The sequence below is a fragment of the Gilliamella sp. ESL0254 genome (assembly GCF_013344985.1).
Classification (GTDB): Bacteria; Pseudomonadota; Gammaproteobacteria; order Enterobacterales; family Orbaceae; genus Gilliamella; species Gilliamella bombicola.
Genome location: NZ_JAAEDU010000003.1, coordinates 103,409 through 118,878 on the forward strand (window position 1 = coordinate 103,409; position 15,470 = coordinate 118,878).

Sequence of the window (15,470 nt, forward strand, 5' to 3'; positions counted from 1 at the left end):
TTTATCTAGTTTTTATTTCGATGTTTTTCTTTTTAAAATATTTTCTATCTTCAAAGCGCAAGCATGTCAGTTTTCCACCCCAACAACATCCTGTATCAAGTGCATAAATGTTTTCTGGTGTCCCTTTGCCATTTAATGCCGCCCAATGTCCAAAAGCGATACTATATTCGTTTGAAATTTTACTAGGTAATAAAAACCAAGGTTTAAGTTTTGATGGTGCTTGTTCGGGTGATTTTTTATAGTAGAAATCTAGCCGACCATCCTCATAGCAAAAACGCATACGGGTTAATGCATTAGCAATATAACGTAGCCTATCTAAGCCTTGTAATTCTGGTTGCCATTCATCAGGAAAATTGCCATACATTTTATCAAGGAATAAAATATAAGAATCGCTTGATAACATAGCATTCAAATCATTGGCACATTTTTTTAGTGTTTCAAGATCCCATTGTGGTGAAATACCTGCGTGAGTCATAATTAGTTTTAATGATTCGTCTATTTGAACTAATGGTTGTTTACGTAGCCAATTCATTAATTCATCAAGATCTGTCGCACGGATGAGCTCTTCAAGATTATCTTTCTTTTTGGCCTGCGTAATATTGGCATAAATCGATAGTAAATGTAGATCATGATTACCTAATACCAATCTAATTTGATTGGCATTATGTTTAACAAATCTTAGAACGTCTAGTGATTTTGGACCTCTAGCAACAAGATCTCCAGTTAGCCACAGAGTGTCTGATGATGAGAATTTTGCTTTTTCAAGTAACCGCATAAATTCATCATAACAGCCATGAATATCACCAATAAGTAGATTTGCCATAATATTATTTCCATGCATTTGCTAGTTGACAGTATTGTTGTACTGTTAAGTTTTCAGCACGTAAAGTTGGGTCAATATTCAATTCAAGTAACTGTTCAATAGTAAACATATTACTTAAACTGTTACGAATAGTTTTACGTCGTTGGTTAAATGCCTCTGTAGTTACACGAGAAAGTGTTTTTATATCATTAACAAGATAAGGTTTTTCTTTATAGGGTACTAATCTAACTACTGCTGAATCAACTTTTGGTGCAGGTTTAAATGATGTTGGTGGGACTTCAAGAACTGGAATGATTTGACAATAATATTGAGCCATTACGCTCAATCTACCATAATCTTTACTGTTAGGTGCTGCAACTAAGCGAGTTACTACCTCTTTTTGTAGCATAAAATGCATATCGGTGATGATATTTGCATGTTCAAATAAATGGAACATCAAAGGGGTTGAGATATTATATGGTAAGTTACCAAATACTCTTAATGGTTTATCTAATTGCTCGGCCAATAGATTAAAGTCAAAGGTCAGTGCATCTTGTTCAATAACGGTTAGTTTATTATGTAAAAATGGATTTTCGATCAATCTACTGGCTAAATCTCTGTCGATCTCTATAACGGTTAAATGATCAACATATTTACTTACAGGTACTGTTAATGCTGCAAGTCCTGGTCCGATTTCCACTAGCGCTTGATCTGCTTTTGGTTGAATCGCTGCAACAATACTTTCGATGATATAGTCATCATGTAAAAAGTTTTGTCCGAATCTTTTACGGGCAAAATGCCCTTGGTGAACACGATTATTCATGCTTATCTTCACCTGTAATTTTGATGTAAGCGTCACCTTTTATTTCTTGAACCCATGCTTGGGCTTCTTCTGAAAATTTACGATTAAAAATAAGTCGATAGGCCTGATCTTTTTTCATCGCATTTGTACCATCAATCTGTCTTGTATCAATTAATTGGATTAAATGCCATCCGTAAGATGATTTTATTGGCTGGCTAATTTCTCCTTTTTTTAGCTGAGATAAGCCGTCTCTAAACCCGTTATCATAAATTTCAGGACGATTCCAACCTAAATTGCCTCCTTTTTCGGCTGTACCTGTATCTTCAGAATTCGCCTTAGCTGCAGCTTCAAAGGTTATTGTGCCATTAGTAATTGATTTGCGAATATCGGCTAGTTTTTGTTGGGCAATTTTATCGTTAACTAATACGTTTGTTTTAATCAAGATATGACGAGCATTGACTTCTTGAAGTGTAATAGTTTTTGGTGCTTCTGAACGAGTATCATCAACTTTTATAATGTGCAGACCAACACCTGAACGAATAGGGCCAATAATACTACCTTTTGCTGCACGTACTAAACGTTCTTCAAAGAGGGTCGGTAATTCATTTAGTTTATGCCAACCCATACTGCCGCCTTTTAAAGCAAGGTCGTCATTTGAATAAGAGGTAGCTAATTTAGCAAAGTTTTCCCCTTTTTGTGCCCGATTGATAATATCTTGTGCTTTATTTACAGCATTGTCTATTTGTTGTTTAGATGCTTTTTCTGGTATAGAAATCAAAATATGACTGATTTTTACATCAATATTATTAGCTGGTTGGCGAGTAATATTTTTTGCTAAGTTTTCTACTTCTTTTTCTGAAATTTTGATCCTAGGTCTTACTTCATGCATTCGAGTTTCATCAATCAACATATCATTGTGGATCCTTTCTCGATAGGAGCTATAGCTGATCCCCATTGTTGAGAGTTTGCTTCGAAGTTGATCAATGGTCATATCATTTTCAGACGCAATTTTATCAATTGCATTGGTTACTTCGTCATCACTAACAGTGATTTTAGCCTTAGCTGCTTTTTGTAAAATTAAGTTTTCAATAACTAAACGATCAATAATTTGTTGTCTGAGTATTTTATCATTAGGTAGATTTTGGGAATCAGTGCTTGCTTTAATTGTTTTTAGCATATCATTAACATCACTTTCTAAAATGACATTGTTATTAACAACGGCAGCAACCTGTTCTACCACTTTTGGTGCGGCATTCGCAGATAATGGAGTTATAATTCCTAAGCTTATGCTTAGGTTTAAGGTGATAAATAGTTTTAATAATTTCATATTCACTCAACTCATTTTGTTGTTGAGGCATTGGTAGCCTACAATAAATTTATCGGTAATCTATATTTGCAAAAGTATTTTATTCAAATGTTGTTGTATATGGTAGCTTACCGAAATTTAGCATTTTAGCTTTGGTATCTCGGTTGTTGCCTAAACCTTGTAATTCGAAGTTAATAGACAGTTTATTTTCGTATTTACTTTTTCGAGAAATATTGTCCCAATCTGTTAGTTTTCTGCCATACTGTACCGTCATTCCCCAACAACAATCGCTATAATGCAAACCAACAAAGCTATCTGCAGTTTGTTTTAATTTAACGTCATAATAATAGGAACCAACAGCACTAACTGTTTGTGATAATGGCCAAGCAGTCATTATTCCAGCTTGAGAAATATTTTGCTTATAACCTCTATAAGAAGGGTTTTTATCTACAACGTCAATATAGTTACGGTTTGCATATCGATAAGATAATTGCATTAACTTATCACCGGATGGTCGGTACTCAAATATTGTATTAGCTAATGAAATCGTATCAATCCGAGTATCATATTGAACACCACTTCGAAAGATTATATCATCACTTATGCGCCAAAAATTATCAGATGCCCAAGTAATGCTACCTGTATCAGAGTTTTCATCTAAATCATTATTATGTTCACTAGTTTTTGATTTAGTAAAATAAGTAATTTGTCCAATGGATAAGTTAAATTTTTCAACCTTGTTATTATCATAAAACCGAGTTGTTACACCAGTTGATATTTTATTGGTTGAGGCAATTCTATCTAGACCACTGTAAGGTTGATCTCTAAATAGACCTATATAATCTGATTGTAATATAGTGGAATCATAGGCGCCAATATTGGATTGATTTCGGTATGGAATATAAATGTATTTTACTCTTGGTTCCAATGTTTGGGTATAACCATCAATAAAACTTATATCACGTTCGAAGATGACTTTACCATCAATGCTGAATTTAGGTAAAAAACGATTTACAGTTTTATCTAAGTCTTTATATATATCTTTATCAATGCGATCTTGATTATAATGTGTTGCCATAAAACCAGCTTCGGTGATTAATGATGACCAAGAATTGGTTAAAGTATAATTTAGCGTTGGTTCAACGTGAGCTCGCCATGCTTTAGGTTTATCTTCCCCTGATGTCAAAAAATGAGATATTTGAGAAAATGTCCTAAATTTGAATGGTCCCAAGTCATTATTATAATAACTCATATCCAATTGTGGTTCGGTTTGGTAAAGCGAGTTTTTTAGTTCTGAATGAAATGGCTGAAAGTGCCTATAGCCTAAAGTAATATCCCAATTTTCATCATTATAAGCGATTTTATAAAACTGTGTTAAATATCCAGCAGTTTGAGAAGCGTATTTAGAATTTAGATTGGTGAGATACTGATTGTCACTAACTCGAGTTGTATCGGCATAAAAACGCCAATTATAGTTAATTAGTTCTTCATTTTTCCAATGGAACAACCAACGATGGTTATTATCATCATAATTGTTACCATTAACATGATTGCTTCTATCTTCATTATATTTACTATCATGTTGTAGCCAGTCAAATGCAAGTGTACCTAATCCTAGTTCATTTAAATAGCGAAATTCTGTTTGTAATTGTACACCACGGTTTTGTAAAGCTCTTGGTGTAAAAGTAGCATCATAATTTGGTGCAATATTCCAATAAATTGGCATTGAAAAATCAATACCATCAATACTGTCATAGCCTAAATTAGGCATCAATAAACCCGAACGGCGTTTATCTCCAGTTGGTAGTTGTAAATACGGTGAATACAGGACTGGGACTTTGCCAATACTAAATACGGCATTCCAAACTTCTAGTAATTGTTCTTCATTGTCATGGATAACCGTTGTGCCCTTAATGTTCCATGTACTGTCATTAACAGGACAAGATGTGTAGCTACCATTTTTTAAAATAACATATCGGTTTTTTTCAAGTTTCATCTGATCCGCATTGCCACGACCAAGTCTATTGACAAGTTGATACTGACTAGGGCTCATATTTGCATCATTGTTATTTAAATTCATTGATGCATTATCGCCTTTCAGTTGTATTAAATTATCTTGATAAGTAATATCACCTTCTAGTGTTACAGCTCGATTATTGTTATCTTGAGTGTCGATTGTTACTTTGTCTGCTTGGACGGTGCGATTACCTTGTTCTATTAATACATCACCTTTATATACGGCTATATTTGGATAGAATACTTCCAATTGGTCAGCTTCAGCATTTACAGGTAAGCTGTTTATGTCTCCATTGACTAAAGGGCGATCAAACCTAGGAACGCCTATAAGACATTGAGGGTTATTGCTAATAGCGGCTTTAGGTAAATCTATAGCATAACTAGAGTTGTTATACAAAGAAAGAGTAACAGCTATTGCAATAAGAGAAGGCGCTAATTTTTTCATCAATGATTAAAAAGTTATTATGATTATTCTAATTGAAGCATTATAGCTGTTATTTATAAAAGTGCGAATTAAAAATTAACGTTTCCCCTTGCGTTTATTCATTTTGTTTAGCTGTTTTACCATCACTATTCTTTTTTCGAGTGAAGTGTATTGAAACTCATCCCACCATTTAGCTAACTCCAAGAGTTCACCTTTTTCGATTGATGCTCGTATTTCTAAAAGATCGTAGGCCGCTCGAAACTTAGGGTGCTCTAAAATAGCAAATGCACGTTTCCCATCTCGTTTTTTCATCCGTAGCTGCAAACGCCAAATGTCTCCCATTATGGTGGTTAAGCGTCTAGGTATGGCAATATTTTTACATTGTTCACTAAGCACTTCATTAATTGCCATCGAAAACGAATCATAAAATGGCAAACCGCTTTCAACACTTGTTTCTTTTGCTTGTTCAATAATTGGATACCAAAAAAAAGCAGCAAATAGGAATGCAGGATTAACTCGTTTATTGTTAGCGATACGATAATCAGTATTTTTTAAAACTTGCTCAATGATTTTTTCTAAATGACTATTTTGGTTATTAGCCAATAAACGCTCAATAGTCGGAAATAGCTGTTCGAAAAGACAATATTCTCTTAGTAACAGGTAAGTTTTATAACCGTATCCTGCTTGTAAAAGTTTAAGGGACTCGTCAAAAAGTCGAGCAGAGGGAATATTTTTCAATAATGGTGCAAGATCTTTAATTGGTCCAGCGGTAGCTGGCTCAATTTTCATATTCAGTTTTGCTGCGAAACGGATGGCTCTTAGCATTCTCACGGGATCTTCTCGATAACGTGTTTGTGGATCGCCAATTAATTGAATAATGCCTTTTTGTAAATCTTTCAACCCTCCACAGTAATCGCGTAAAGTGAAATCATTTGCACTATAATAAAGTGCATTCATAGTAAAATCGCGACGAATTGCATCTTGTTCAACGGTTCCGTAAACATTATCGCGTAACAACATACCAGACTGTGAACGTTTAGAAATATTGTTTTGCCCATTCTGAGAATCATGATCTCCACGAAAAGTCGCTACTTCAATAATTTCTTTACCAAACATAATATGGGCAAGACGAAATCGTCTTCCTACCAAGCGACAGTTGCGGAAAATTTTTTGGATTTGTTCTGGTGTTGCATTAGTTGTGATATCAAAGTCCTTTGGCATTTTGCCTAATATGAGATCTCTTATGCATCCTCCAACCAAATAAGCTTCGTATCCTTGTTTGTTTAATCGATGGAGGACTTTTAATGCATTCGCACTAATGTCTTTACGGGATATATTATGCTCATTACGTGCAATAGACACATAACCAATTTTTTGTCGTTTGTTGTTTTTTTCTTCATGGCGAAAAAACTTTTGATAAAAACGTGAAACTTGTTTAAAAATAGCGCACCTCAAAAAGTGTTTTTGGCTTAATAACAACTATAGCGCGCGATTATATCGTAACTGTCAATAATTTTCCATGTTTCTTAGCATCGGTATTTATGAGTACAATAAAATTGTAATTTTACTAAATAGTTTAAATATTATATTTGATTTTTTTAATATAATTATCAACAATAGTAACATTGGCAGTATTTAATTAAAAGCGACAAATTTTGTTTTGCTCTTGTTAGAGTATTTTAATTAGCTGAATAAAGACTAAATAAAACCATACTCAACATTTCTTTTTATTTATTTGTTTTACAGAATATAATTTATAAAGCATTATAGTTTAAGAAATTATGAAGAATGTTATTTGTTATAACTTTACATATGGAAGTTGTTTGAGTATATACTATTAACTAATAACTTATTGGGGACATTATGAATATTCGTGATTTGGAATATTTTGTTTCATTAGCTGAATTTCGTCATTTTCGTAAAGCTGCTGATGCTTGCAATGTGAGTCAACCAACTCTTAGTGGTCAAATTAGGAAATTAGAAGATGAACTAGGCGTAATGTTATTAGAGCGTACTAGTCGCAAAGTATTATTTACTCAAACAGGCATGATGCTGGTTGAGCAAGCTAAAGAGATTTTGCGTAACATTCAAATTCTAAAAGAAATGGCAAGTCGTCAAGGTGAAGAAATGTCAGGACCAATGCATATCGGCTTGATTCCTACGATAGCACCTTATCTTTTACCACATGTGATTACTGTGTTACATGAGTCTTTCCCTCAGTTAGAGCTGTATTTACACGAAGCTCAAACCGCTAGCATTGTTGCTCAGCTTGAAAGTGGAAAACTTGATTGTGCCATTGTTGCTCAAGTTAAAGAAACCTCGCAGTTTATTGAGCTACCATTATTTGACGAGCCGATGTTTTTAGCTGTTCCTGCAAGTAGTGAAATGGCTAGTAAAAAAGTCGTTAAACTATCTCAGTTAAAAGGACAAAAATTCTTAATGCTAGAAGATGGTCACTGTTTACGAGATCATGCAATGGGATATTGTTTCCAAGTTGGTATTGATGAGGATAAACAGTTTAAAGCAACCAGTCTGGAAACGCTTCGTAGTATGATTTCTGCTGGCCGTGGAATCACTTTATTTCCAGAGCTTGCGGCACCTAATGAGCGTGTTCGAGATAATATTTGCTATATTCCTTGTGCAGAGCCAGTACCATCACGCAGTATTACTTTGATTTATCGTCCTGGCTCGCCATTACGTTCTCGCTATGAAACTATAGCTAAAACTATCCGTGAGCATATGCCGAAAGTGTTTGCTGAAAAAGAGCGATTATTAAAATCAGCAAATTAATATTAGGTTAAATATAAACAACTAGGATTGAGCTATAAAATGAAAAATATCAAGACCAGCGGCGGTGTTCGAGCTCAACAGAAAGAAAGAACCCGCCGTACCTTAATTGATGCGGCATTTAATCAACTTAATGCCGAGCAAGGTTTTGCTAGTTTAAGTTTAAGAGAGGTTGCCCGCGAAGCAGGTATTGCTGCAACTTCGTTTTATCGCCATTTTCGCGATATGGATGAATTAGGTTTGGCCATGGTTGATGAAAGTGGTTTGACTCTTCGTCAATTATTGCGACAAGCGCGTAAGCGTATTGAAAAAGGTGGTAGTGTACTACGGACATCTGTTACCACATTTATTGAGTTTATTGATAAAAATCCTAAAGTCTTTTTATTACTTCTCCGCGAAAAAGCTGGAACATCAGCAGCTTTTCGTTCTGCTATTGCTCGAGAAATCCAACACTTTATTGTAGAGCTTGTTGATTATCTTGATAATGCCAACCAGATGCCTCACCATTACAATGAAGCTCAAGCAGAAGCAATGGTAACTATTGCTTTTAATGCGGGAGCTGAAGCAATTGATTTTGATACAGTACAAAGACAAAAATTAATTGAAGATCTTATTTTTCAACTAAGAATGGTGTCTCGTGGAGCTTATTATTTATATCATAAAGAACAAATCAAAAAAGATAGTCATTAATCGTTATACCACCCCAAATCCAATCTCAAAATTCTAGTTTGGTCGTAATATTAAAGTTTCATGCTGTTAGGTAATTGATTATTTTCAATAAAAATATCTACTAATTACTGATTTTTACTATTACTATTTATTGTGTTTTTGTTATTCATACTATAGCATTAAAAAAAGAGAAACATTGTTAAATGGAAATTAATTTAATGACTAAACTATACTTTTTGCTTTATTCGCTTATTTTGTCCTTTCCCTTTTTCAACTATGCTTATTCAAATGTGGGATTTAAGGAAATCTATTATAACAAAGAAGACAGTAGACCTTTAAATATTGCAATATGGTATCCGACCAATGATCAACAAATAGCAGTAACTATTGGTGATAATGCCATTTTTTATGGTTCTAAAGTTATTCCTGATGCTGCACCTATTTCAAATTATCGTAAACATCCTTTGATTGTTATTTCGCATGGTTATGGAGGAAGTTGGCAAAGTTTAAATTGGCTTGCTTATGAACTGGCAGATAGGGGATATATTGTTGCTGCACCAAATCATCCGGGAACTACTTATTTTAATAAAGATATTACTCAATCTACTAAATTGTGGTTACGTCCTCAAGATCTAAGTAAAACTATTGATGCGTTACAAATAGATGAGATTTTGGCAAACTATATTGATATGAATAAAATTTCATCTATTGGACATTCCCTTGGAGGTTGGACAGTAGCTGCACTTGCTGGAGCAAGGTTTGATACAGATCTTTTTAAACAAGATTGCACTATACATTCACATTTAAAAGCTTGCCAGTTAGTAAATGAACTTGGACTAGATAACCCACAATTAAATAAAAACATGTCAGATCCGAGAATAAAGTCATTTATTTCTTTAGATGCTGGATTAGTTAGAGGATTTACTGCAGATAGTTTGAAAAATATTACTGTTCCTTCTTTAATCATTGGTGCTGGTATTGATGTTGGTGATACGAATGTAGAGCTAGAATCTGGTTATTTACAACAGTTTCTTTCAAAATCATTATCAACTTATATTGTTATCCCTGATGCAATGCATTTTAGTTTCATGCAAATTTGTAAATCAGGCGCTATAGATATTTTAGAGCAAGATGCTAAAGGAGAAGCAATTATTTGTAAAGATGGTGGGAATCGCACAAGGACAGAGATACACCGTGAAATAACGGATCAAATAATCGATTTTTTAGCTAAAGCGAATTTAAATTAAGTGCCTATTTTAGAAATATACTGCGGCGGAAGCCGCAGTATATTAATGAATTAATCATTAAAGGTTTTGTAATACTTTTTCAACACTATCTTTAGCATCACCAAATAACATATAGCTATTTTCTTTAAAGAATAGTGGGTTTTGTACACCTGCATAACCAGTATTCATTGAGCGTTTAGAAATAACAACCGTTTTTGCTTTCCAAACTTCAAGAACAGGCATGCCAGCAATTGGACTATTTGGATCTTCTTCTGCCGCTGGGTTAACAGTATCGTTTGCACCAATAACCCAAACAACATCAGTATCTGGGAAGTCATCATTGATTTCGTCCATTTCAAGAACGATATCATATGGCACTTTCGCTTCAGCTAATAATACGTTCATATGACCTGGTAAACGTCCGGCAACAGGGTGAATACCAAATCTCACTTCAATATCCATTGCACGTAGTTTTTCTGTAATATTACTTACTGCACCTTGTGCTTGTGCAACAGCCATACCATAGCCAGGAACGATGATAACAGAACGCGCTTCTTTTAATGTTTGTGCAACTTCAGCAGGTTGCATTTCACGGTATTCACCTTGTTCTTCATCTGATGAACTTGTTGAACTGCTATCACTACCGAAACCACCAGCAATAACACTAATAAATGAGCGGTTCATCGCTTTACACATAATGTATGAAAGAATTGCACCTGATGAACCAACTAATGCGCCTGTTACAATTAATAGATCGTTACCTAACATAAAGCCCGCTGCTGCTGCTGCCCAACCAGAATAAGAGTTTAGCATTGAGATTACCACTGGCATATCAGCACCACCAATTGAGGCAACAAGATGGAAGCCAAATACAAATGCAATTATTGCCATAATTAATAGACTAATGAGTGCACCTGTTCCATTTTCTACTTCAATGAAGGTATACATTAATATGATCGAAACAACAATCGCAGCTAAATTCCAATAATGTTTATTTGGAATAGAAAGTGGTTTAGAGCTAATACGGCCATTTAATTTACCGAATGCAACAACAGAACCTGAGAAAGTTACAGCCCCAATGAATACACCCACAAAAATTTCGACTAAATGTACAGTAAGCTCATTACCATGAAATAGTTGTGAATGACTGTTTAAGTCTAAAAAGCTATTTAAACCAACAAGTACAGCTGCCATACCAACAAAGCTATGTAGTAGCGCAACAAGTTCTGGCATTTGCGTCATTTCAACTTTCTTAGCAAGGTATAACCCAATTGTTGCACCAATAATCATTGAGATTACGATCCAGTGTAATCCACCCTTGATACTAGCTACTGCTGCAATAAGTGCAATAGCCATACCAATCATACCGTAGATATTTCCTGATTTGGCTGATTCTTGGTTAGAAAGACCACGTAAACTAAAGATAAAAAGTAATGCAGCAATAACATAGGCTGCTTGAATGATTCCATTACTCATGGTTTATTCCCTCCCTTACTTGCCACGTTGAAACATTTTCAGCATTCTTTGCGTAACAAAGAATCCGCCAAAAATATTAATACTAGCGATTAAAATAGCAACAAAGGCAATTGCTGTACTTAGACCGTTGTCATCACCGATTTGCAATATTGCTCCGACTAAAATAATACCAGAAATTGCATTAGTTACTGACATCAGTGGAGTATGTAGAGAGTGCGTAACATTCCATACAACGTAATAACCAACCACGCAAGATAAAGCAAAAACAGTGAAATGCCCTAAGAAGCTTTCGGGTACAGAATTCGCAAGCCAGAAATAGGCTAGAATGGCTAATGCAAAAATTCCATATTTTTTACGTGGATCCATTGGTTTTGGTTCAGGTTTAGCAATTGACTCAGAAGTTTTTTTCTGAGGTTGTGCTGATACTTGAATTGGTGGTGCTGGCCACGTTATTTCTTTTTCTTTAACCACTGTTACACCACGGATAACAACATCTTCAAAGTTAATATTAATATTGCCATCTTTTTCTTTAGCTAGCAGTTTTAATAAGTTAACAATGTTTGTACCATAAAGTTGTGATGCTTGAGCTGGCATACGATTAGCTAAATCGGTATAGCCAACAATTTTTACATTATTTTCAGTCTCGAAAACTTCGCCCGGTTTAGTTAATTCACAGTTACCGCCAGTTAATGCTGCTAAATCAACAATAACACTACCTGGTTTCATGGATTCAACCATCTCTTTAGAAATAAGTTTTGGTGCCGGTTTTCCCGGAATTAACGCTGTGGTAATAATGATATCTACATCTTTAGCTTGTTCAGCAAATAGCGCCATTTCGGCTTCAATAAAGGCTGCTGACATTTGTTTAGCATAGCCATCGCCAGATCCTGCTTCTTCTTCAAAATCAAGCTCTAAAAAGTCAGCTCCCATACTGTTAATTTGTTCAGCCACTTCAGGGCGAGTGTCAAAAGCACGAACAATCGCACCTAAACTTACTGCAGCACCAATTGCTGCAAGGCCAGCAACACCAGCACCAATAACTAATACTTTGGCAGGAGGGACTTTACCTGCAGCGGTAACTTGACCAGTAAAGAAACGGCCAAATTGGTTTGCAGCTTCAATAACTGAACGATAACCAGCAATATTAGACATTGAACTGAGGGCATCTAAAGATTGTGCACGTGAAATACGAGGCACACAGTCCATTGCCATAACAGTAATATTTTTAGCTGCTAGTTTTTCTAATAATTCTTTGTGTTGCGCTGGGTAAATATAACTGATGAGAGTTAACCCTTCTTTCATTAACACGATTTCATCATCAGTTGGCGCATGAAATTTCAAAATTAAATCATTTTGCCAAATGTCTTGTGTATTTTGGATTGTGGCTCCAGCATCAATAAAAGCTTGGTCTTCAAAATGAGCAGCATGCCCAGCACCTTGTTCTACAGAAACTGTAAAACCAAGTTTTAACAGTTGTCCAACAGTTTGGGGAGTTGCTGCAACTCTAGCTTCATTGGCTAACCGCTCTTTAGGTATACCGATATGCATTTTGTTACATCCTTACGTTAGTTTATATAGAGTATATTAATTTTAGCATAAATAGGTATCAGTGCGAGTAGGGAATCTATTTTTTATGCAAGAAATAAGATTTTAATTTATTTTGATGATATTTATTAATTAATATTATTATAAGTTTATATTTAAGTAGCCAGAATTTTAATAATACAGTTTAATTCTTTCATCGAATTCCATTACAAATTTACTCTATATTGTTATATAATTGACGCTATTTCTGTTTATACCGTAAACAATGGAAGCTCTACGGTATGTTTCGATTTTGTTCTCGTTGAATTGAGGAACTTTTATGATTGATTTTTCCCAATCAGTGCCGGAACTGGTCTCTTGGGCAAAAAAGAATGATTTTTCGATCACTTTGCCAGTTGAAAGGTTAGCTTTTTTATTGGCTATTGCCGTATTAAATAGTGAACGTTTTGATGGCGAAATGACAGAATCTGAATTGATTGATGCTTTTAGGCATGTTTCACAAATTTTTGAACAAAGTGAAGATACCATCACTATACGAGCCAATAATGCAATTAACGATTTAGTGCGTCAGCGTTTTATTACGCGGTTTGCAAGTGAGATGACTGATGGTTTTTCAATTTATCGTTTAACACCATTAGGGATAGGCATTTCTGATTATTATATTCGCCAGCGCGAATTTTCGACATTGCGCTTATCCATTCAATTATCTATTGTTGCGCAGGAATTAAAACGTGCCGCAGATGCAGCTGTCGAAGGCGGTGATGATTTACATTGGCACCGAAATGTCTTTGCTCCGTTAAAATATTCGGTCGCAGAAATTTTTGATAGTATTGATATCACCCAACGTGTCATGGATGAACAGCAAACCGATGTGAAGCAAAATATCTCGGCGTTATTAAGTCAAGATTGGCAGGCCGCAATTACCAGTTGTGAAGGATTACTTACCGAAACATCGCAAACATTGCGCGAGTTACAAGATACTTTAGCCGCTGCTGGCGATAAATTACAAGCCAGTTTACTTTTGATACAAGATGCAACGCTTGATAAACCTGAACTAGATAAAATTAACAACGTAGTCATGGATCTACAAGGTAAGCTTGACCGCATTATTGGTTGGGGACAAAAAGCCATAGATCTTTGGATAGGTTACGATCGACACGTTCATAAATTTATTCGTACAGCTATCGACTTAGATAAAAACCGTGTATTTTCACAACGTTTACGCAAATCGATTCAAGGATATTTTGATTTACCTTGGTCACTGACTTTTGCTAATGCTGAACGCTTACTTGATATGCGTGATGAAGAGTTAGCGTTACATGATGCCGAAGTGACGGGGGAATTACCATCAGAGCTTGAATTTGAAATGATTGAAGAAATTCAAGAACATATTATTGCGCATATTGAACAAAATTTATTGGTTTTTAAACAAGAGAATAAACCACTTGATATGGGTATTGCCATTCGCAGTTATTTAGCTCAGTTCCCACGTGAGCAGCATTTTGATATTGCAAGGTTATTCATTGATCAAGCTATTCGTCTCGGTATTGCCGAAGATGATCTGCTTGGTATTCCTGCTGAATGGAAACTTATTAACGATTATGGAGCTGAGGTGCAAGCACATGTCATCGACAGATACTAAAGATTTAGAAATAGAACAAACGGCTCATCATCTTGATGATGTCATGGGGCGCATTGCGGCAAGTTCTCAGGCGTCCATAGATAAATATATGCCTGTAAAATTGGCGCAAGCGATTGCTAATCCTATTTTTCCAGAATTGGATAGTTTATTACGTTCAGGCCGTCATGTTGGTATTGATGAACTTGATCATCACGCATTTTTAATGGATTTTCAACTTGAGCTTGAACAATTCTACCAACGTTATAATGTTGAATTAATTCGAGCTCCTGAAGGTTTTTTCTATCTTCGACCTCGTTCAACAACATTAATTCCAAGATCTGTTTTATCTGAACTTGATATGCTTGTTGGTAAGGTTCTTTGTTATTTGTATCTAAGCCCTGAACGATTAGCGCACGAAGGTGTTTTTACCCTACAAGAGCTATTTGATGAGCTAGTTTCATTAGCTGACGAAAGTAAACTACTTAAATTAGTGAATCAACGCTCAACGGGGTCAGATTTAGATCGTCAAAAATTATTTGATAAAGTAAAAACGGCGTTAAATCGATTACGACGACTTGGTATGATTTTTTTTATTGTTGGAAACGACAGCTCACGCTTTCGTATTAACGAAGCTATTTTTCGATTTGGGGCTGATGTTCGTAGTGGTGATGATGCGCAAGAAGCCCAATTACGTTTAATCCGAGATGGCGAAGCAATTAAAATTGAATCGACCTTAATCTTAGATAATGATAACAATGAAGAACAAGATGATGATGTTAATGAGGAGATAGAATAA

The 15,470-nt window shown here is 35.2% G+C and carries 12 protein-coding genes; 5 read left to right on the plus strand and 7 right to left on the minus strand.

The features are described from left to right. Position 1: 1 nt before the first annotated feature. From apaH to pcnB, 5 genes are all read right to left on the minus strand, one after another. Positions 2-823 carry a bis(5'-nucleosyl)-tetraphosphatase (symmetrical) ApaH gene (gene apaH, locus GYX25_RS08710; protein ID WP_091348680.1) on the minus strand — a complete coding sequence of 274 codons (822 nt, stop codon included), beginning with the start codon at positions 821-823 and terminating at the stop codon, positions 2-4. Between the two features lie 4 nt (positions 824-827). After that, a complete protein-coding gene (gene rsmA / locus GYX25_RS08715) occupies positions 828-1,625 on the minus strand; it encodes a 16S rRNA (adenine(1518)-N(6)/adenine(1519)-N(6))-dimethyltransferase RsmA (protein ID WP_174787192.1) in 798 nt (265 codons plus the stop codon). Beyond that, entirely contained in the window at positions 1,618-2,931 is a 1,314-nt protein-coding gene (surA, locus tag GYX25_RS08720) for a peptidylprolyl isomerase SurA (protein ID WP_174787193.1), read from the minus strand. The genes rsmA and surA overlap by 8 nt, the downstream gene beginning before the upstream one ends. 79 nt (positions 2,932-3,010) lie before the next feature. Further along, the gene (lptD, locus tag GYX25_RS08725; protein ID WP_091348688.1) at positions 3,011-5,371 is read right to left on the minus strand and encodes an LPS assembly protein LptD; all 2,361 of its coding nucleotides are present in this window, start codon (positions 5,369-5,371) and stop codon (positions 3,011-3,013) included. A 75-nt stretch (positions 5,372-5,446) separates the two neighbouring features. Next, positions 5,447-6,793 (minus strand): polynucleotide adenylyltransferase PcnB, encoded by a 1,347-nt coding sequence (gene pcnB, locus GYX25_RS08730; RefSeq protein ID WP_425337790.1) that lies wholly within the window; start codon positions 6,791-6,793, stop codon positions 5,447-5,449. A gap of 420 nt (positions 6,794-7,213) precedes the next feature. Between pcnB and oxyR the strand changes: the two genes are divergently transcribed. The 3 genes from oxyR to GYX25_RS08745 all read left to right on the plus strand — a co-directional run bounded on the left by oxyR (position 7,214) and on the right by GYX25_RS08745 (position 10,053). Continuing rightward, on the plus strand, positions 7,214-8,140 hold the full coding sequence (oxyR, locus tag GYX25_RS08735; RefSeq protein WP_091348691.1) for a DNA-binding transcriptional regulator OxyR: 927 nt from the start codon (positions 7,214-7,216) through the stop codon (positions 8,138-8,140). A gap of 39 nt (positions 8,141-8,179) precedes the next feature. Further along, positions 8,180-8,827 (plus strand): HTH-type transcriptional repressor FabR, encoded by a 648-nt coding sequence (fabR, locus tag GYX25_RS08740; protein ID WP_091348694.1) that lies wholly within the window; start codon positions 8,180-8,182, stop codon positions 8,825-8,827. 182 nt (positions 8,828-9,009) lie between these two features. Next, on the plus strand, positions 9,010-10,053 hold the full coding sequence (locus GYX25_RS08745) for an alpha/beta hydrolase family protein (RefSeq protein WP_174787194.1): 1,044 nt from the start codon (positions 9,010-9,012) through the stop codon (positions 10,051-10,053). Positions 10,054-10,110: 57 nt separating this feature from the next. Here GYX25_RS08745 and pntB read toward each other — a convergent pair whose 3' ends face one another. After that, entirely contained in the window at positions 10,111-11,508 is a 1,398-nt protein-coding gene (gene pntB, locus GYX25_RS08750) for a Re/Si-specific NAD(P)(+) transhydrogenase subunit beta (RefSeq protein WP_091348699.1), read from the minus strand. 15 nt (positions 11,509-11,523) lie between these two features. Continuing rightward, the gene (gene pntA / locus GYX25_RS08755) at positions 11,524-13,056 is read right to left on the minus strand and encodes a Re/Si-specific NAD(P)(+) transhydrogenase subunit alpha (protein WP_174787195.1); all 1,533 of its coding nucleotides are present in this window, start codon (positions 13,054-13,056) and stop codon (positions 11,524-11,526) included. Positions 13,057-13,372: 316 nt separating this feature from the next. Here pntA and mukF point away from each other — a divergent pair, with 316 nt between their 5' ends. Both mukF and mukE read left to right on the plus strand, forming a co-directional pair. Beyond that, positions 13,373-14,695: a chromosome partition protein MukF gene (gene mukF / locus GYX25_RS08760; RefSeq protein WP_174787196.1), complete on the plus strand. Its 1,323-nt coding sequence runs from the start codon at positions 13,373-13,375 to the stop codon at positions 14,693-14,695. A gap of 43 nt (positions 14,696-14,738) precedes the next feature. Further along, complete coding sequence (gene mukE / locus GYX25_RS08765; RefSeq protein ID WP_174787221.1) at positions 14,739-15,470, plus strand: chromosome partition protein MukE; 732 nt, start codon at positions 14,739-14,741, stop codon at positions 15,468-15,470.